The organism is Anaerovorax sp. IOR16 (genome assembly GCF_017168145.1).
Lineage (GTDB): Bacteria > Bacillota > Clostridia > Peptostreptococcales > Anaerovoracaceae > IOR16.
On the sequence record NZ_JADQTL010000002.1, the window covers coordinates 59130 to 79360 of the forward strand.

The window sequence follows — 20231 nt, forward strand, 5'->3', positions numbered from 1 at the left end:
TAATGCACATTTCAGATGTACATTTTAAATAAATTGCTATCCCCATATTGTTTTTCGTATGTTTGATTATAACATCGTGTTAAGAATTGTATGTAACATATGTTACGTACTGTAAAATTCTTTTGAAATTACCGCAAAAGCTCCTTTCAATTTTATTACCTTATATTTTTACTGCTGATTTTTCCTTTTCTTGCAACAGTTTCGATGAAAAAATTTACCGTTGCAGGTTTGTCTGCAAACAATCTTAGTCGAGCCGCATACAGGACAATGATAATCCTCACTTCTAATAGATTCCAAATTTTCTAGACTTTCCATCCATTCCTTATCACAATCTATACACTGTACTTTGCAAATATTTTGTGTAAAATTTCCACCTTCAATATGAACCGTTTTGCCATTCACAAGACTGTCTGCAATTTTTTCTCTCGCCGATAACAGGATTCGCTGAAAGGTTGGTCTTGATACCTCCATCTTTTCAGCACATTCTTCCTGCTCAAGGCCTTCTAAATCTTTGAGTCGAATTGCCTCCAATTCTTCTATTTTTAAAATATTTCCAGGAATACTCTCTATCTTATCTTCTGATGGAACAAAACAGAAAATCGAAGGAATTTTTTCGATTTTTCTCCATTTTTTCGGCCTTGCCAAAATAGACACCTTCTTTACAAGTAATTTATTTTCAAATCGAATTTTGTTGATTTGAGTTTTAACTTGATTTTATAATCATTCCGAATACAAGTCAATGAAGATTGTACGTAAAAAAACCGTTTTTGAAGCCTCCTCTCAAAAACGGTTTTGATTGATTATTGTGAAACAGATGGCAAATTACTTAAATTATTTTCATCATTTCCATCAGGTAGAGATTTTAAATACTCGTTTCCATTTCTTACAGCAACACCCACTCCTTGAATGCCACCCTGCTTTGCAAGTTCCACGCCTTCATCTTTTCCAAGAATGCGTCCATCTGATAGTTTATATCCTGTTACACGGCCGCTTTCCTTAACTAATCCGACAATTTCCTTTGCATCTGCGTTCGGTGTTGGAATTTCCTCCATAGCCATCATCGGCAAGCTTGACAGATTTTTTTGATCATTAGCCATATTTTTATCCTCCAATTCATCAATTTGGCAGCTTTCTAGTTTATTTTTAAAAATAGTTTGCTAATAATACAAAAAAATATTCAAATTTCTAAATCACCTTTTCGTCACATTTAACACAATCAATGCAAGAATGATTTTTACTCCAAAGTTCATCTGCTACGGGTGCCCAATTCTGTGCTGCATTCAAACATTTATCACTCAGGTCACGTACATTCTCAGGTGACTGTAAGTCTGTGGAATGTGCATCTGAATTCTCAACCATATCTGTTAATCTACCCGGATTATCAAGAAGCGGGCAAGGTCGTAAATGATTTCCGTTAAACGGTTGGTTCTTCCGGTATTCCATAAACAAAGGGGAACGCAATGCATCCAGCAATGAATTTTCATGAATATTGGAATCGGAATAATGTATAAAAGCACATGGCTCAATATCACCATTCGCATTAATATGTAAATAATTTCTTCCACCAGCAATACAACCATTAATGTATTCACCATCGTTCCAAAAATCAATGGTAAAAAGCGGCTTTGTCTTACGGAAATTTCGAATTTGATGATACATATATTCACGTTGCTCTGCGGTAGCCATCAATTCCGGTACAGCATCTTTTCCAACCGGCATATAGGTGAAAAACCAGCAAAATTTTGCACCCCATTGAATCATCTGATCAAAATATGATTCGCTTCCAATAATTTCATAATTTTTGCTCGTATAACAACAAGAAATTCCAAACGGTAATTTTTTTCTTTTCAAAAGATCCATTGCACTTACAACTTTAGAAAATGTTCCTTCTCCACGACGGAAATCCGTATCTTTTTCAAACCCTTCTACACTAATTGCGGGAACAAAATTCTTAACACGAAGCATATCATCTGCAAATTCCTCATCAATCAGTGTGCCATTTGTAAATGCAGTGAAAACGCAGTCCGAATGTTTGCTGCAAAGATCAATAATATCTTTTTTACGAACTAATGGCTCACCTCCGGAATATAAGAACATATGAATGCCCAATTCTTTTGCTTGTTCAACAATGCTGTTTAACGTATCAATGCTCATGTTTAGCTTGTTTCCGTATTCTGCAGCCCAGCATCCGGTACATTGCAAATTACAAGCCGAAGTAGGATCCATCAAAATTGCCCATGGTACATTACAATCGTATTTTTCTTTAGAGGCTTTAATTTGCTGCGAACCGACTAAAGTAGCATTTAATACAAAATTCTCAAACAATGTTTTACGAACTTCATCGTCAATATCTGTATAAAGGCTATGAATCAACTGACACCAGTTACTATTTGGGTCGGAGATCACCTCACGGATTGCACGACGCTGCGTAGGATAAACATCTTTTTTTGAAAATTTATCAACCCATTCCATTAATTTGGGAAGATTTTTTTCCGGGTCCTTATCCAGATAATGAAAGGCCTGAACCAGACCAAAACGTTTTACACTTTCTGCAATGTTCATACAAAATCACTCCTTTTTCTACTTTTAATATAACGCTCCCATTCAAAAAAAATATAGACAATCGTCTCACCATGTTTAAATTTAGGACACGGCGTAATGATTGTCTATATTTTCAAACATCAAAATCTATAAAATTCAATTTCTTTACCCTCTTCCCCGCTGTTTACCTGCTTATTTCTTCGTACCCACTCCTTACATTCTACGTTTGTATTTCTACAATTATGCTTGCAAACAAAGATTTAGAAGGCTTATTATAGACAATTCGATTTTAAATATGATATACTCAAACCCTCCACTTTATCACCATACTTTATTTGTATGTTATTATCTCTAGATGGAGGTTAAAATGAATCATACTTATAGAACGGCTGAAGTTGCAAAGATAATTGGAATACATCCAAATACAGTTCGTCTTTATGAAGAGTTAGGACTTATTCCCAAACCAAAACGTCAAGACAACGGATATCGTATTTTTACTGATTTTCATATTGAACAATTCAAACTTGCCCGCATTGCTTTTCAAATAGAAATTCTGCAAAACGGTTTGCGAAAAAAAATTATTAAAATGATAAAAACATCTGCATCTCATGATTTTGACCAGGCACTTAAACTTGCAGAAGATTATTTATCCCAAGTACAGAAAGAGCAGCATAATGCAGAAGAAGCAATAGAAATCGTAAAGCAGCTTTTATACGGAGAAACGGAAAAAGATATTTTGTCATTGAAAAGAAAAGAAGTATCGGAATATCTGAAAGTCTCTATGGATTCGCTCAGAAATTGGGAGATGAATGGTTTATTATCAGTAAAACGTAAAGAAAATGGATATCGCATCTATACGAATGAAGATATGAAACGACTGAAAATTATTCGTTCACTTCGATGTGCAAATTATTCCCTTGAAGCAATTTTACGTATGCTCAATGAATTATCTTCGAATCCGAAAACCAATATAAAAAAAGCACTTAACACCCCCAAAAATAGTGATGATATTATATCCGTATGTGATAAGTTAATTTACTCACTGAAAGAGGCAGAAAGCAATGCAAAAATAATAATTGATAAACTGCAATTTATGAAAACTAAATTTTAACAACCCTACATTTTAACACCAGCCTTTTGGCTGGTGTTATTCTTTTTCATGTAAAAATGATATGTATTAAAGGAGGATTATAGTTTGGAAGAAGTAATTAAAGTAAATGAGCTATCTAAGTCTTACAATGGGCAGTGTGCAATAAAAAATATAAGCCTATCCGTAAAACGAGGTATGGTATTCGGCTTGCTCGGTGCAAACGGTGCAGGGAAAAGTACAACAATTGAATGCATCTTAGGCACCAAAAAATCCGATTATGGAACCGTATCTATTTTAGGAATGAATCCGCAGACGGAAAGAAAAAAAATATTTGAAAAAGTAGGTGTCCAGTTTCAAGAAGCTAATTATCAAGAAAAAATAACTGTAGGAGAACTATGCGAGGTTACGCAATCTCTTTATAAGTCGGCTGCAAATTATCATGATTTATTAAAGCAATTCGGAATTTACGATAAACTTAAAAGCTTTGTTTGTGAGCTTTCTGGAGGTCAACGACAACGATTGTTTATAATTCTTGCACTCATCCCAAATCCTGAAGTCGTTTTTTTAGATGAATTGACAACAGGACTTGACGCAAAAGCGAGACGTGATGTTTGGAAGTGCCTTTCCGATCTAAAAATAAAAGGTCTTACAATCTTTTTAACGTCACATTTTATGGACGAGGTTGAAGCCTTATGTGACAATATTTGTATATTAAAAAAGGGTCAAATCATTTTTTACGGAACCATACAGGAAGCAATTGCATCAAGCCCTTTTGAAAAATTTGAGGATGCTTATCTTTGGTATACAGACGAGGAGGAAGAAAATAATGAAAACATTTCGAACAATGCTTAAAACAGAAATAATGATATCATTAAGAGGAATGGATATGTTTATTTTTGCAATCTGTATGCCTCTTGTGGTGTTAATCATACTCGGTATTATTTATGGAAACAAACCCGCTTTTGATGGTGCAGAATATACTTTTTTACAGCAATCTTTCGGTGCACTTGTAACAATTTCAATATGTGCTGGGGGAGTAATGGGTCTTCCTTTAGTCATATCAGACTACCGGAGTAAAAAAATATTAAAACGATTTCAGGTAACCCCAATCAGCCCTGTAATCATTTTAACGGTTCAAGTGGTTATCTATACAATCTATGCCCTTTTATCTCTCTTGCTTATTTATATTACAGCAACGAATTTCTTTCATTATCAGTTAGAGGGTTCTTGGCTTCATTTTTTATTCGGCTACTTTTTAGTTATGCTGTCCATGTTTAGTATTGGAATGATGGTAGGTGGAATTGCACCTAATATTAAAATGGCAAGTATCATTGCAAGCATACTGTATTTCCCTATGCTGATTTTTTCAGGTGCAACATTGCCATACGAAGTTATGCCTCCCGCACTTCAAAAAATAGCGGATATTCTACCGCTAACGCACGGAATTAAGCTACTCAAAGGGGCATCGCTAGGGTTGCCGATAGACCATGTCTTAATGCCGATCATCATCATGATTGTGCTGGCTGTAATCTGCATTGGTATTTCAATCAGGTTTTTTAAATGGGAGTAATTTTGCCCTTTCGGGTTCGAATCCCACAAACTTTATTAAATAAAAAACTCACTCAAATGAGTGAGTTTTTTATTTGCGAGGTATCTCAAGAATGGATTACATTCAGATTAATAATTAGCTTGCCATCCTCATAAGAAAACATGGATTGATTGCCTTTGCCATGATTTGTTTTAGTCCCAAAAGAATAATCTCTAAAGATTTCTCCTGTGCGGAATACGGAAAGCATAAAGCCAATTAACGCAGCATTGATGAACAAGGCTGTATTTCCGTAAGAAATAAATGGCAACGACAGCGAAGAAACCAAACCATAGCCAAGATTATCGATAATATAAAAAACTGCTTGCAAAATAAAGGTTACTATAATTGTTAACGCAATAAGTGAGCCTAAAACACTCTTTTCTTTTAAAGACTTATGGATTCCTATCATAGCAAATATTACTATCAGTAGTGTGATGCAAAATAAAATCACATAACCAAACTGATGAATTAAATAAACAAGAGAGTAATCAGTGCTGATGTTGGGCAATGCTGTTATATCTCCAATATTTTGAGGAATAGCACCCTTGCCATAGAAAACGGCTTCAGATAAAAGATCTCTGATTACGCAATATAGATATCCTGTCCCTAACCTATCTTGCTCTGGGTTTAGAAAAACACTGAATCTATGCGATGTACGGCTTATTATGAAAATATACAATATAGAAAACATTACTACAGCAGGAATCAAAACCAGCATCAATCCTTGCTTTTTATTAACACCAAACCATCCACGGGAAATTGCAAAGCAGAGAACTGTTAAAGCTGTAATGGTATATAAAATCAAGCCTGATAGTGTCGGAATTACTGACAAAAAAACAGCAAGTGGCAAATAAGCAATACCACTCATCAAAATACCAACGATTCCTTTATTCCTCATGCTATAAACAAATAGTGCAAAAGCAATGGGAAAAATCAAAGAAAGGTACGACAATGATACAGAAAATCCCCCTATAAGCCATATCAATCTACCATTCACTCCTGTTCCTAACATAATTTCAATTATGGAAATAATCAAAATAAGACCATATATTTTATTTGCATGTTTTCCAAGCAAAGTAAAGTCAATGTAGTAGCAGCATATAAAAAGTCCGAATGCAAGAGCATATGGTAAAATACTAAATCTCCTGAGTGAAGCTGAAGCATCTATAAAATAATGAATAGACAATCCTGTTAGGATGAGAATTCCAGTTAGCACTATCATTAACCACTGGGATTTAGGCTTATGTGTTTTATCAAGTTCTTGACCTACAAACACAGCATCTCCCATCTGTGCAATGGCTTTTTGTGTGGCTAAATTTTCATCATCTCCACCTGACATATATGCATCTCTCTGGTCACACAGATGATGTTCAATTTCGGTAGAGATTATCGGCTTGGCTTTTTTCCAGCGAATTTGCTCGCTGACTTTGTTACAATATTCTTTTATTTGCTCAAATGGTTGCATAGTTTAAACCTCCATTCAAAACCTTATTTACAGCGTTTGAATAGTCAATCCATTCTTGATGCTTCTCTTTTAACAAGCTTTTGCCTTTTGTGGTTAAGTGATAATATTTTCGAGTTCGTTCGTTATCTGCTTTTTCCTCGTAGGATTCCACAAGCTCTTTTTTTTCAAGGTTGTGCAAAATCGGATAAAGTGTACCAGCTTTTAAATCAAAAGTGTGGTCAGACTTGTTTGAAAGTGTTTCAATCATCTCATAACCATACATATCTTTTTCTTCCAGTAGCTTTAAAATTAGTGTTGTTGTACTTCCAGTTAATAAACTCTTGTCAATAGACATATATTGGCCTCCTTTATATATCGATTATCTATATATAATATATCGGAAGTCTATATATGTCAAGCATTTTTCACTCTCGCTGCCCTTTCGGCTTCGAATCCCACAAGCTTTACCATACAAAAAAACTCACTCAAATGAGTGAGTTTCAGACTGTAGACAAGGATATCTCTATCTTTGCCTACAGTTTTTTTTACATAATGTAATACATTTTATTGTATTTATGGTAAAATATATGTATAAATACATGGAGGTATTTGCTTTATGATGGGTAAGAAAGATTTATTAGGTCGTGATCAATTTCAAATGGTAACCTTGAATTCTCTTGTTCCACAAGATCATATTATTCATAAGATAGATACTGCGATTAATCTCTCTTTCATTTATGACCTTGTAAAAGATTTGTATTCTGATGTGGGAAAAGAAAGCATCGATCCTGTTGTCTTAATTAAAATTACCCTCATTCAATATACCTTTGGTATTCGATCCATGAGACAGACCATTAAAGAAATTCAAACGAATGTAGCTTATCGATGGTATCTTGGTTATAGTTTAGAGGAAGAAATTCCTCACTTTTCTACCTTTGGTAAAAACTACTCTCGTCGGTTTCAAAATACTGACTTATTCGAACAAATCTTTCAAAGAGTCATTGCTGAAATCATGGAATATGAATTCATTAATTCAGAAAGCATTTTCATTGACGGTACACATATTAAAGCAAGTGCAAATAACCATAACAGTGAAAAAGAAACCGTTTTGGAATCCGTTAAATACTATGAAAAAGAACTAATGAAAGAAATTAACGAAGATCGCATTGAACGAGGAAAACAAGCTTGTAAAAAAAAACGGAAGCCAAAGAAAAGACAAAAGTAATCAAGAAAAGTACCGTAGATCCGGATTGCGGCGTATTTCATAAAGGAAAGCATAAGGTAGTATTTGCTTATGCTGCAAATGTAGCTTGCGATCGAAACAATTACATACTTGCTTTTCATACAAATCCAGGAAATGTACATGACTCAGTTGCATTCCCAAAGATTTATGAAAAAGTAAAAAGATATAAAGGTGTAAAAAATATTGTAATGGATTCCGGATATAAAACACCTGCAATTGCTAGAGAAATACTCAAAGATAAACGAATTCCTATCCTACCATACAAACGACCTATGACAAAAAATGGTTATTTTAAAAAACACGAATATGCTTATGATGAATACTATGATTGCTTTGTATGCCCAGAAAACCAAGTGTTAAACTATACTACAACAAATAGAGAAGGGTATCGGGAATATAAGAGTAAAGGAGAAATTTGCAAGAGTTGCCCTTCCTTATCAGAATGCACAGCAAGTAAAGACCATGTAAAAGTAGTCACACGTCATATATGGGAAAACTACATAGAGCAATGTGAGGACATTCGTCATACTCCAAAGTATCGAGATCTTTACAAACTACGGAGTCAAACCATTGAGCGAGTCTTTGCCGATGCAAAAGAAAAACATAATATGCGTTATACACAATATCGAGGGATTCAGAAGATAGAAATGGAACTGAATCTTCTTTTTGCGTCCATGAATCTAAAAAAACTAGCAACATGGATTCATAAATCTGAAAGAAGGAATCAAATGGCATAGAGATATCCTTTTATTTTTTCTTTTTTTAAAAGCTTTATAGAAAAAATAGAAAATACCTTGCAGAAATTATAAGAATATAAATTTAGCAAGGTATTTTGTCTACAGTCTGAAACTCACTCAAATGAGTGAGTTTTTTATTTGTGATATCTTGCATATAGGATATCACTAATTTTTTATCCAGACTTGAACTATCGTTTGGTGTTATGCCCATTTTGTTCAATTAAACTTCTATCTCTTGTCCACATGATAAGTAGAACATGTTAGGTATTTGTTGTGATAAGTATTGAAATGCTTCTATGCCTGTGCAGTGGCAGGTATAAAACCGAGTTTGAGTATAGATTTGCAATTCTTGAACAATAGCGTTTAATAAAGTGGTTGAAACAGTTTTCTTGGTTATTGGATTAATCAAGTGATAACCACCCACACAGATTAGCGGTTGATATATATTTGCTTTATTCATAATATTTACTATCCCTGCATGACCGCAACCCATAATAAGAGCTGTTTGATTTTCTGTGATAATCAAGCTTTGTTCGTGCGAAAATTTGTCTTTTCCGTCCCTATCATATAGAGTATCATTTACAGTGGAATAGCATTTATCTGTTTGACTTACGGTAAACAGATTTAATTCCTCATCAATTTGGTAATCTCCATTAATCAAAATTATTTGTGGATGTGTTTCAAGTTTGCTATCAATGCCAACATTAATCTTCATAAAAAATATTTTACTATAATGAGGTTCAAACGCTTTTCTTTGCACGAATATTTTTGCTGTTGAATTGATTTGTAAAAAACGATTTATGGCTCCACCGTGATCTATATGACCGTGTGAGACAATAACCGTATCAACCTTAGAAAGGTCGATACCTCGTATTTTTGCATTCTCAAATAGAGTATCATCCGAACCTAAATCAAACAGAATTTTATGCTTTTTAGTTTCTATATAGAGCGATAAGCCGTGTTTGGCTTTCAACTCACATTTAGTATGATTTTCTACTAAAACAGTAATCTTCATTTATTCCTCCAGACTGAGAAAGTAATATAAACAACCTTTATCTAACTAATTATAACATGGACAAGATAAAAAAAAGCACCCTAAAAGGATACTTTTTTGTTTTGGCGGAGAGTCAGGGATTTACACAGCTGCTCCGCACCTGCCGTCTTCATCCAAACACAGGATGAAGACCAGCTCGTTAAAAAGTATCCACGATACTTTTTTTCACTCTCGCTGCCCTTTCGGGTTCGAATCCCACAAACTTTATTAAACAAAAAAACTCACTCAAATGAGTGAGTTTCAGACTGTAGACAAGGATATCTCTATCTTTGCCTACAGTTTTTTTTACATAATGTAATACATTTTATTGTATTTATGGTAAAATATATGTATAAATACATGGAGGTATTTGCTTTATGATGGGTAAGAAAGATTTATTAGGTCGTGATCAATTTCAAATGGTAACCTTGAATTCTCTTGTTCCACAAGATCATATTATTCGTAAGATAGATACTGCGATTAATCTCTCTTTCATTTATGACCTTGTAAAAGATTTGTATTCTGATGTGGGAAAAGAAAGCATCGACCCTGTCGTCTTAATTAAAATTACCCTCATTCAATATACCTTTGGTATTCGATCCATGAGGCAGACCATTAAAGAAATTCAAACGAATGTAGCTTATCGATGGTATCTTGGTTATAGTTTAGAGGAAGAAATTCCTCACTTTTCTACCTTTGGTAAAAACTACTCTCGTCGGTTTCAAAATACTGACTTATTCGAACAAATCTTTCAAAGAGTCATTGCTGAAATTATGGAATATGAATTCATTAATTCAGAAAGCATTTTCATTGACGGTACACATATTAAAGCAAGTGCAAATAACCATAACAGTGAAAAAGAAACCGTTTTGGAATCCGTTAAATACTATGAAAAAGAACTAATGAAAGAAATTAACGAAGATCGCATTGAACGAGGAAAACAAGCTTGTAAAAAAAAACGGAAGCCAAAGAAAAGACAAAAGTAATCAAGAAAAGTACCGTAGATCCGGATTGCGGTGTATTTCATAAAGGAAAGCATAAGGTAGTATTTGCTTATGCTGCAAATGTAGCTTGCGATCGAAACAATTACATACTTGCTTTTCATACAAATCCAGGAAATGTACATGACTCAGTTGCATTCCCAAAGATTTATGAAAAAGTAAAAAGATATAAAGGTGTAAAAAATATTGTAATGGATTCCGGATATAAAACACCTGCAATTGCTAGAGAAATACTCAAAGATAAACGAATTCCTATCCTACCATACAAACGACCTATGACAAAAAATGGTTATTTTAAAAAACACGAATATGCTTATGATGAATACTATGATTGCTTTGTATGCCCAGAAAACCAAGTGTTAAACTATACTACAACAAATAGAGAAGGGTATCGGGAATATAAGAGTAAAGGAGAAATTTGCAAGAGTTGCCCTTCCTTATCAGAATGCACAGCAAGTAAAGACCATGTAAAAGTAGTCACACGTCATATATGGGAAAACTACATAGAGCAATGTGAGGACATTCGTCATACTCCAAAGTATCGAGATCTTTACAAACTACGGAGTCAAACCATTGAGCGAGTCTTTGCCGATGCAAAAGAAAAACATAATATGCGTTATACACAATATCGAGGGATTCAGAAGATAGAAATGGAACTGAATCTTCTTTTTGCGTCCATGAATCTAAAAAAACTAGCAACATGGATTCATAAATCTGAAAGAAGGAATCAAATGGCATAGAGATATCCTTTTATTTTTTCTTTTTTTAAAAGCTTTATAGAAAAAATAGAAAATACCTTGCAGAAATTATAAGAATATAAATTTAGCAAGGTATTTTGTCTACAGTCTGAAACTCACTCAAATGAGTGAGTTTTTTATTTGGCGGAGAGTCAGGGATTCGAACCCTGGGTCCGGTTAAGGACACGGCATTTCGAGTGCCGCACGATCGACCACTCTGACAACTCTCCACAGAATGATAAAAATTCAGAAAAAATGAGACGCATAAAATCGTCACATCTTAGAAATTATAGCATAGGGAGCATTTAATTGCAAGATACTTCTATTAATTCCAATCAGCATTTTAACAATATAAAGGATAACGTTTTTAGTATAAAACCCTTTTGATTTTCCAATAATTTGGGTATAATAAACGTTATAGACTTATAAATTTTCCAAGATATATATTATTTGGAAACAATGAAATAGATAAAGTGAGGTAAAAAAATGGATCAACGTATTAAAACATTAGCAAAGAATTTGGTCAATTATTCTTGCTCTGTACAAAAAGGAGAAAGAGTATTGATTTCTTACGAAGGAGCAAGTGTAAAGCCTTTGGCAAGACAACTCATCAAAGAAGTCTATGCTTCCGGAGGATATCCATACTTGGAAATCCGTGATTCTTCTGTGAATCGAGAAATATTGCTTCACTGCAAAGAAGAGCAAGTTGAATTTATGAAAGAATATCAATTAGCGCAAATGAAAGGCATGGATGCATTTATTGCCATTCGCGGAGCAGACAATACCTCTGAATATTCGGACATACCAAGCGATAAAATGAATCTCTACAGCAAAGTATTAAGACCAGTACAGGATTATCGTGTCAACCAAACAAAATGGGTGGTTCTCCGTTATCCAAACAATGCGATGGCACAATTAGCACATAGCAGCTTAGAGGCATTCGAAGATTTTTACTTTGACGTATGCAATCTGGATTATCAGAAAATGTCTGATGCAATGAATCCTTTGGTAGAATTAATGAACAAAACGGATAAAGTTCGTTTGGTAGGTCCTGGAACAGACTTAACGTTTTCCATCAAGGGTATAGGAGCAATTAAGTGTGACGGAGAAAGAAACATTCCTGACGGTGAAGTCTACACTGCCCCAGTCAAGGATTCCATGAATGGTAAAATTTCTTATAACACGCCTTCCGAAGAACAAGGTTTCACTTATCAAAACATTGTTTTTGAAGTAAAAGACGGAAAAATTATTAACGCTACGTCGAATAATACGGACCGCATCAATGAATTATTAGATACAGATGAAGGCGCACGTTATTTTGGAGAATTTGCAATTGGTGTAAACCCACATATTCTCCATCCGATGATGGATACCTTATTTGATGAAAAAATTGCTGGTAGCTTCCATCTAACACCAGGTTGTTCATATGAGGATGCTTTCAACGGCAATAAATCAGCTGTTCACTGGGATTTGGTTATGATCCAAAGAGCAGAGTATGGCGGTGGTGAAATCTATTTTGATGATGTACTCATTCGAAAAGACGGACTCTTTGTTCTACCAGAACTAAAAGGTTTAAATCCGGAGAATTTAAAATAAAATTTTATAATATAACAACAATTATGGGCAGAAACGAATTTCGTTTCTGCCCTTTTTAATCCTTCATATATTTAACAACAAAGCTTGCATCTTATACCAATTTATACATAATTCATCAATCAAAATTAAGCTTATTGTTCTTATTACATATATCATATTTTTTCATCTTCTTATATAAAGCACTTTTATGTATACCTAGTTCAAAAGAAGATAGTTCACAATTACCGCCATTCTTTTTTAAAGTGTCAATGATAATCTCCCTCTCGTATTCACCGACTAAATCAGGTAATTTTTTATTGACAGAAATGCATTCTTCTACCTTATGTCTTGAAACCATTTTTGATGGTAAATCACAAAGTTCAATAAAAAAACCGTCACAAATTGCATATGCCGCTTTAATTACGTTATCTAACTCACGAATGTTTCCTGGCCAAGCATATCCGGTAAAGCACCTTTTTACATCCTTAGACAAAGCAATGGTCTTATTATATTCTTTATTCAGTTCTTTCAGAAAATAATTAGCAAGCTCTAAAATATCTGTCTTTCGAGTTCTAAGTGGCTGCATATCAATGTTTATTACATTTATTCTGTAATATAAATCTTCACGAAATTCACCATTTTCTATCATTTCATTTAGATTCTTTCTTGTAGCTGAAATGACTCTTACATCTACAGGAATCGGTCCTAAACCACCGACAGGTTCGATTTCTTTCTCTTGAAGTACTCTTAAAATTTTCGCTTGCATATTTAAAGGCATATCCCCTATTTCATCAAGAAAAACGGTACCGCCATTTGCCATTAAAAACTTACCTTTCTTACCACCTTTCTTGGCTCCCGTAAATGCTCCTTCTTCATATCCAAAAAGTTCTGATTCCAAAAGATTAGCCGGAATAGCCGCACAATTAATACTTACCATTGGCTTATTCGCACGTGAACTGGCATTATGAATGGCTTGTGCAAAAATTTCTTTTCCTGTACCAGTTTCTCCTGTAAGTAAAATGGCAAAATCTGTTTTCGCTGCTTTTATAGCTGCTTTTTTCTTTTCTACGAATTCTGGACTGCTTCCAATTATATTATTAAAACAAAATTTCTTATGAGAAGTATTTTGCTGATAAGCCTCTTTATAAAATTCAAGTTCAGCATATTCATTCATAAGCCTTTTCGCAGAATCTAATGTCTGCAGACGGAATTTTACTTGTGCAACACCTGCAGCAATTTCATTATTCTCATCATAAACACAAGATCGGCTTACTAAAAGAAAGCTATCATCGCTTTCCTTTGTTTCCCCGCTTTCAAATTTATGAAGAGCAAGCTCTTCCCTATAACTTTTTTGGATGATATCCAACATTTTTGAATTGGAAATATTTTTCTTTATATTATACCCTATAATTTCTTCTTTTTTCTTTCCCAAAAAGTTACAGTACTGTTCATTGATATCCGTAACGATTCCATTTTGATCCACGACGATAAAACCATCATCTGTCATTCTTAAAATTTCATCAAAAATATACTTATATCTTGCAAAATCCTTGTCAGACATGATTTCCCCTCCTAAACTTTAATCATAGCTTATCTTTTGTTATATCTATGATATAAGAAAAAAAATATATCGACAAGCTTTTTTAAAATTCTTACATTTTTAATCAATATGAATATTATGGGCCGATTTGTTCTCACAATCGGCCCTTACCTTAAAGCAATTAAAAATCAAATTCTATTTTTTTATCAATGGCTTCAATCATTGCCGGAATAACTTCATAAAGATCACCGACGATTCCATAATTACATATTTTAAAAATCGGTGCATTTGGATCCTTATTAATTGCAATGATATATTTTGACTCACTCATTCCCGCAAGATGTTGAATTGCCCCGGAAATACCACATGCAATATATACTTCCGGTCTGACGGTTGTTCCGGTTTGTCCAACCTGATGCACATGGTCAATCCATCCAGAATCAACTGCAGCTCTAGAAGCACCGACTTCAGCACCAAGCTTATCTGCTAATTTACGTACCGTTTCAAAACCGACAGCTCCTTTTAATCCACGGCCTCCAGATACAATTATTTTTGCATCAATCAAATTCACAGCCTTTTTATCCGCTACAATCTTATCAATTAATTTTACACGAATATCCTTTTCTTCAAGATTTGGTTCAAAGATCTCTATCTCTCCTTTCGGATTTTCAATGTAAGATGCTTTTTGCATTACCCCTGGTCGAACGGTGGACATCTGCGGACGGTTTTTCGGGCAAATAATGGTAGCCATAAGATTGCCTCCAAAAGCAGGACGTGTCTGCAAGATTTTCCCATCCTCTGGATCAATGTCAAGAGACGTGCAATCAGCAACCAGTCCGGTTCCTATTTGTGCAGCAATTCTCGGTCCTACATCTCTTCCAATGGAAGTTGCCCCAACCAGAACAATTTCCGGCTTTCTTTCAAGAATCAGCTGAGAAGTTGCAATGGCATAACCATCTGTTGAAAACTCTTTCAGTAAAGGATGTTGAATGTAAATTATTTTATCAACACCATAATGAAGTAATTTTTTAACCTCTTCCTCTATATCATATCCTGCAACAACAGCAATTACCTTTTTTCCGATTTTATCTGCTAATTTTCTTCCTTCTCCAATTAACTCTACAGTTACAGGATGAATTTTCCCCTCTCTCTGCTCTCCAATAATCCATACATCATGATATTCTGCTAAATTAACATTTTGATTTACCTTTGCTCGTTTCATTATGTAACCTCCTTTTATATGAGTTTCAAATCACATAGCTTGTCTACAAGAGTTGCCGCTTTTTCTTTGTTATTAAAACCTTCGATTATCTCACTATTTTTTGATCTCACTGGAACAAATGACTTATATACATTTGTCGGAGAACCTTTTAGCCCTATTTGGGTTACATCCACATCCAAATCTTCTAACGTATATACTTTAATCTGATCCGGTCCGTCGTACACTTCAAAAATACCTCTGGCAGAAGGATATCTTGGCTTATTCAGCTCCTTAATTGCAGTAAAAACTACAGGAGGTTTTACTTCCAAGATATAATCACCGGTTTCCGTAAAACGGTTTACAATAATTTTTTCTCCGTCAACTTTTATTTCTTTGCAATATGTAACTTGCGGAAGATCAAGGAACTCAGCCATTTCCGGTCCTACTTGTGCAGTATCTCCATCAATAGCTTGTCTCCCGCAAAATACTAAATCATACCCTCCAACTTTTTCAACAGCTGCTGCTAAAATTGTCGCAGTTGCCCAAGTATCTGAACCTCCAAACGCTCGATCCGTTACCAGAACCGCTTCATCGGCTCCCATAGCCAAAGCTTCCTTTAGTGCTTCTTTTGCCTGCGGTGGACCCATACTGATTACAGAAACTTTTCCACCGTGTTCATCTTTCAATGCTAGCGCCTCTTCCAGAGCATTTCTGTCATCTGGATTTATAATACTCGGAACTCCATCTCGAATTAAAGTACCGGTCTCTTGATTGATTCTTACTTCATTTGTATTTGGAACTTGCTTTACGCATACAATTATATTCATACTTTTCCTCCTATCCAATCACCGCTCTGGAAATAACAACCTTGTGAATTTCTGATGTACCCTCATAAATTTCGGTTATTTTTGCATCTCGATACATTCTTTCTAAAGGATAATCTTTCATATAACCGTAACCGCCATGAATCTGCAGTGCGAGGTTTGTTACAAATCTTGCATTTTCAGAAGCATTCAATTTTGCCATTGCCGCTTCTTTTGTATATGGAAGACCTTCCTTCTTCAAATAAGCAGCTCGATACATCATCCACTTAGCACACTCGGTCTTTGTTGCCATATCCGCTATATACCATTGAATACCCTGAAGCTGCCCAATTGGTTTTCCAAATTGAACCCTTTCATGTACATATTTAATTGTTTCCTCCAAAGCTCCCTCCGCAATGCCAAGTGCCTGCGCGGCAACACCGACTCTTGCTCCATCAAGAGCTGACATTGCTATCTTAAATCCTTTTCCTTCCACACCAATCAGATTTTCTTTCGGTACACGACAATTATCAAAGATAAGTTCCGCTGTTTCGGATCCATGGATTCCCATTTTCTCTTCAATTTTTCCAATCGAGAATCCCGGTGTTCCTTTTTCTACAAGGATACAGGACATACCCTTTAATCCCTTTGACGGATCCGTTAGTGCAAAAATAGCAAGATATTGTGCTTGACCTCCTCCGGAAATAAAACATTTTGTTCCATTTAATACATATTCACCGCTGTCTTCATCAAGAATTGCAGTCGTTTTTGCACTCGCTGCATCACTTCCCGCATTTGGTTCAGTAAGGGCAAATGCGCCTAAGCAACCACCACTTGTTACTTTTGGAAGATATTTTTGTTTCTGCTCTTCGTTTCCAAATTTCTCTACGACTGCTGCAAAAATTGTATGTATGGATAAAATTGCTGCTGTTGCGGCACATTTTTTAGCAATTTCAGTTACCACGATAGCCTTATCGATATCATTACCGCCGCTTCCTCCAAATTCAACTGGAGTACCAATGCCAGTAAATCCTATTTTGGCCATTTTTTCAAAACTTTCTTTTGGAAAATACCCTAATTTATCCACCTCTGCTGCAATGGGGGCAATTTCTGTTTCCGCAAATTCCTTTGCAACTTTCTGCAGCATGATTTGTGCATCTGTAAATTTAAAATCCATAAATCTTCCTCCTTACATTTTGCTTATTTACTTACGGCTATAACTCCCTCTTGTATGAAATCTCCAATTTCATTCTCGGAATATCCAATTTCCTTTAATATTTCTTCTGAATGCTCACCGATTAATGGAGAAGTTCGGCTTAGATTTGCCTCTATATTTCCAAATTTAATCGGAGTCATTGCATAGATTGTTTTTGAACCATCACGGTTTGTATCTTCAACGACATATTTATTTTCCAATGCCTGAGGATCAGAGATAACATCCGAAAAATGCTGAATTCTTTCATGCGCAATGTCTGCAGAAGTCAATATTTGAATCATTTCCTCTTGGGTATGCTTCGCAAACTCTTTGTCAATTTCTGCGATCAATGCAGGAGCGTTCTTTTTTCCGGAAACAGCCGTAGCAAACCGTTCGTCATTGATCAGATCTTCTCTTCCTAAAACTCCACAAAGTGTTGGAAAATAGCGATCGTATTCAAGAATGCTTAAGAAAATCCATTTCCCGTCACTGCATTTATAAGAATTTATAACCGGAGAAACTGCATCTTTCCTTGTCTTTGGATATTCGTCTCCATATTGTGTGGATGCAATCAATGAGCTTGCATTCCAAATAGCCTGACCAAAAAGAGACACCATTACTTTTTGACCTTTCCCTGTTTTTGCCTGATGATATAAAGCTGCGCAAATTCCCCCTGCCAAACTGCAAGATGTAGTTGCATCTCCAAATCCAATAGGAGGATTAATCGGAGAAGTATCTTTTTCTGCGATATCAAGCATTGTTCCGCTTCGTGCCCAGAAAGCAACGGTATCAAAACCAGGATTGTCTTTTGCAGGACCGTAATCACCAAATCCGTTTACCTGTGCCCAAATAAGATGCGGATGACGTTCTGCTAAAGTTTCAAAATCAAGGCCCAATCTTTTCAAAGCTCCTGTTCGATAGCTTGAAACGAATACATTTGCTTGTGAAAGAAGCTTATCCATGATTTCAAGGCCGTGCTCACATTTAAGATTCACTGAAAATCCACGCTTATTGGCATTATAAGTCGTATAGAACGGATTAGCATCCTCTTCAATCGGCATCATCATCGTCGCTCCAGTTTTTCTTCCCGGATCACCGAAACTTGGTTCTACTTTAATTACATCTGCGCCCCAGTCCGCTAAGATTTTAGCGGTTCCAGGTCCTGCTACAAAATAAGTTAAATCGATTACTTTTACTCCTTCTAAAGGTTTATGCAACATAAGTTATTACCTCCTAAATCTTTTCTTTTATCATTTTTTATTCCTTTTATTTTTTTCTTATGGCCATGTCGGAAACAGCGTAAATAAAATTACACAAACGACTGAACCAACAATCGGCGTAAATACAGTAAGCCAAAAGATCGGTCTGTATGCATCTTTATGTGTTTCGTTGCAGAGTCCGTTTGTAACGGTAACAATATATCCGTTATGTGGAAGAGAATCCAATGCAGCTGAAGAGATGGACATTGTTCTCGAAATAGCTTCTGCTGCAACGCCTTTTGCGATATAAATCGGTCCCAATAACGGTGCGGCAATTCCCAATGCACCGGAGGCTGACCCGCATACGCCGGCAATAACGGTCGTTCCAACAGCAACACCAACAAGCTCAGGTCCCGGAATATCAATCATAGCATCAATGACAACCTGAAATGCCAATGCACTCTTTACAACGGAACCAAATGCAACGACTGCACAAGTATTACTGATTGATACAATTGCTGTTTTACAACCTTCCCCAACATGAAAAAGAAGCTCTTTATTTTGTTGGTATTTATTAAGAAGCAGCCATACCAAAACGGCACCAATGAATACACCGGTTTCCAACTGAACCAAAGGCTTGCCATCTTTTAAAGGTGCATTGATTAAAATAATTGTAACAATCAATGGGATTAACGCAATGAATGGATTTGGAAGTTTCGCTTCTTCATGGAAGGTATCCACGTCTTTAGCAACAAAGTGTTCTCCTTCTGCTTTTGCTTTCTTCACAAAACGAAACAGTAAAATAGAACCCATTAAAAACATAAATCCGCAGGAAATAAAACCAACTGTTGCACCTGCCATATAGGTAACTCCTAAGGCAGTTGAAGGAATGGCATTATGTATCTGTGGAGCACCCGGAGCTACCATTGCAAACGTAGAGCATCCAAATGTAAGCGCCGCAGGGATAAAACGCCTCGGCAAATCAGCTTCTCGAAATACTTCAAGTGCAATCGGAAAAACTGCAAAAGAACAAACAAAAACGCTGACACCTCCATATGCGAGAATCGCACAGGACAAGGGAATGGATATGAGTGCTTTCTCTTTACCCAAAGCTTTTACAATCAGCTTTGCAATTGCTTTTGCACCGTTTGTTACTTCCATCATTTTTCCCATGAGTACGCCAGTTAAAAAAATCAAATAATTGGCTTGGAAAAAACCAACAAACCCTCCAACAAAATCAGTTTTCATTGCATCATACATTGGAATTCCGCCTGTAATTGCAACAATAGCGGGACAGTTTCAAG

At 35.5% G+C, this 20231-nt stretch carries 16 protein-coding genes, 1 tRNA gene and 2 pseudogenes; 6 read left to right on the forward strand and 13 right to left on the reverse strand.

Annotated features, from left to right (window positions below; translation table 11 throughout):
• Window positions 1–168: 168 nt before the first annotated feature.
• The 3 genes from I2490_RS00540 to I2490_RS00550 form a co-directional block, all read right to left on the reverse strand.
• Window positions 169–645, reverse strand: a complete 477-nt coding sequence (locus tag I2490_RS00540) for a DUF134 domain-containing protein (RefSeq protein ID WP_206457836.1) — start codon at window positions 643–645, stop codon at window positions 169–171.
• A 155-nt stretch (window positions 646–800) separates the two neighbouring features.
• On the reverse strand, window positions 801–1097 hold the full coding sequence (locus tag I2490_RS00545) for a DUF3892 domain-containing protein (RefSeq protein WP_206457837.1): 297 nt from the start codon (window positions 1095–1097) through the stop codon (window positions 801–803).
• Window positions 1098–1185: 88 nt separating this feature from the next.
• A complete protein-coding gene (locus I2490_RS00550) occupies window positions 1186–2562 on the reverse strand; it encodes a radical SAM protein (RefSeq protein ID WP_206457838.1) in 1377 nt (458 codons plus the stop codon).
• Between the two features lie 346 nt (window positions 2563–2908).
• On the opposite strand from I2490_RS00550, the gene I2490_RS00555 reads away from it, so the two are divergent.
• The 3 genes from I2490_RS00555 (at window position 2909) to I2490_RS00565 (ending at window position 5201) form a co-directional block, all read left to right on the forward strand.
• Window positions 2909–3652, forward strand: a complete 744-nt coding sequence (locus tag I2490_RS00555; protein WP_206457839.1) for a MerR family transcriptional regulator — start codon at window positions 2909–2911, stop codon at window positions 3650–3652.
• Between the two features lie 84 nt (window positions 3653–3736).
• A complete protein-coding gene (locus I2490_RS00560) occupies window positions 3737–4483 on the forward strand; it encodes an ABC transporter ATP-binding protein (protein WP_206457840.1) in 747 nt (248 codons plus the stop codon).
• On the forward strand, window positions 4458–5201 hold the full coding sequence (locus tag I2490_RS00565) for an ABC transporter permease (RefSeq protein ID WP_206457841.1): 744 nt from the start codon (window positions 4458–4460) through the stop codon (window positions 5199–5201). The genes I2490_RS00560 and I2490_RS00565 overlap by 26 nt, the downstream gene beginning before the upstream one ends.
• An 85-nt stretch (window positions 5202–5286) precedes the next feature.
• Here I2490_RS00565 and I2490_RS00570 read toward each other — a convergent pair whose 3' ends face one another.
• Together I2490_RS00570 and I2490_RS00575 are read right to left on the reverse strand one after the other, a co-directional pair.
• Complete coding sequence (locus I2490_RS00570; protein ID WP_206457842.1) at window positions 5287–6684, reverse strand: FtsW/RodA/SpoVE family cell cycle protein; 1398 nt, start codon at window positions 6682–6684, stop codon at window positions 5287–5289.
• Entirely contained in the window at window positions 6671–7018 is a 348-nt protein-coding gene (locus I2490_RS00575) for a PadR family transcriptional regulator (protein ID WP_206457843.1), read from the reverse strand. The genes I2490_RS00570 and I2490_RS00575 overlap by 14 nt, the downstream gene beginning before the upstream one ends.
• Before the next feature lie 261 nt (window positions 7019–7279).
• Here I2490_RS00575 and I2490_RS00580 point away from each other — a divergent pair.
• Window positions 7280–8643 (forward strand): annotated as a pseudogene (locus tag I2490_RS00580) (IS1182 family transposase).
• Between the two features lie 220 nt (window positions 8644–8863).
• On the opposite strand, the gene I2490_RS00585 reads toward I2490_RS00580, so the two are convergent.
• Entirely contained in the window at window positions 8864–9658 is a 795-nt protein-coding gene (locus tag I2490_RS00585) for an MBL fold metallo-hydrolase (protein WP_206457844.1), read from the reverse strand.
• Between the two features lie 395 nt (window positions 9659–10053).
• On the opposite strand from I2490_RS00585, the pseudogene I2490_RS00590 reads away from it, so the two are divergent.
• A pseudogene (locus I2490_RS00590) lies at window positions 10054–11417 on the forward strand (IS1182 family transposase).
• A gap of 139 nt (window positions 11418–11556) precedes the next feature.
• Here I2490_RS00590 and I2490_RS00595 read toward each other — a convergent pair.
• A tRNA-Ser gene (locus tag I2490_RS00595) sits at window positions 11557–11644 on the reverse strand.
• Between the two features lie 256 nt (window positions 11645–11900).
• On the opposite strand from I2490_RS00595, the gene I2490_RS00600 reads away from it, so the two are divergent.
• Window positions 11901–13010, forward strand: a complete 1110-nt coding sequence (locus tag I2490_RS00600; RefSeq protein WP_206457845.1) for an aminopeptidase — start codon at window positions 11901–11903, stop codon at window positions 13008–13010.
• Between the two features lie 115 nt (window positions 13011–13125).
• Here I2490_RS00600 and I2490_RS00605 read toward each other — a convergent pair whose 3' ends face one another.
• The 6 genes from I2490_RS00605 to I2490_RS00630 form a co-directional block, all read right to left on the reverse strand.
• Entirely contained in the window at window positions 13126–14550 is a 1425-nt protein-coding gene (locus I2490_RS00605; protein ID WP_206457846.1) for a sigma-54 interaction domain-containing protein, read from the reverse strand.
• Window positions 14551–14710: 160 nt separating this feature from the next.
• A complete protein-coding gene (locus tag I2490_RS00610) occupies window positions 14711–15751 on the reverse strand; it encodes an electron transfer flavoprotein subunit alpha/FixB family protein (RefSeq protein ID WP_206457847.1) in 1041 nt (346 codons plus the stop codon).
• A 14-nt stretch (window positions 15752–15765) separates the two neighbouring features.
• Window positions 15766–16557 carry an electron transfer flavoprotein subunit beta/FixA family protein gene (locus I2490_RS00615; protein ID WP_206457848.1) on the reverse strand — a complete coding sequence of 264 codons (792 nt, stop codon included), beginning with the start codon at window positions 16555–16557 and terminating at the stop codon, window positions 15766–15768.
• A 10-nt stretch (window positions 16558–16567) separates the two neighbouring features.
• Window positions 16568–17710: an acryloyl-CoA reductase gene (gene acrC / locus I2490_RS00620; RefSeq protein WP_206457849.1), complete on the reverse strand. Its 1143-nt coding sequence runs from the start codon at window positions 17708–17710 to the stop codon at window positions 16568–16570.
• A gap of 23 nt (window positions 17711–17733) precedes the next feature.
• The gene (locus tag I2490_RS00625) at window positions 17734–18948 is read right to left on the reverse strand and encodes a CaiB/BaiF CoA transferase family protein (protein ID WP_206457850.1); all 1215 of its coding nucleotides are present in this window, start codon (window positions 18946–18948) and stop codon (window positions 17734–17736) included.
• 57 nt (window positions 18949–19005) lie between these two features.
• The gene (locus tag I2490_RS00630) at window positions 19006–20214 is read right to left on the reverse strand and encodes a GntP family permease (protein ID WP_330634512.1); all 1209 of its coding nucleotides are present in this window, start codon (window positions 20212–20214) and stop codon (window positions 19006–19008) included.
• Between the last annotated feature and the right edge of the window lie 17 nt (window positions 20215–20231).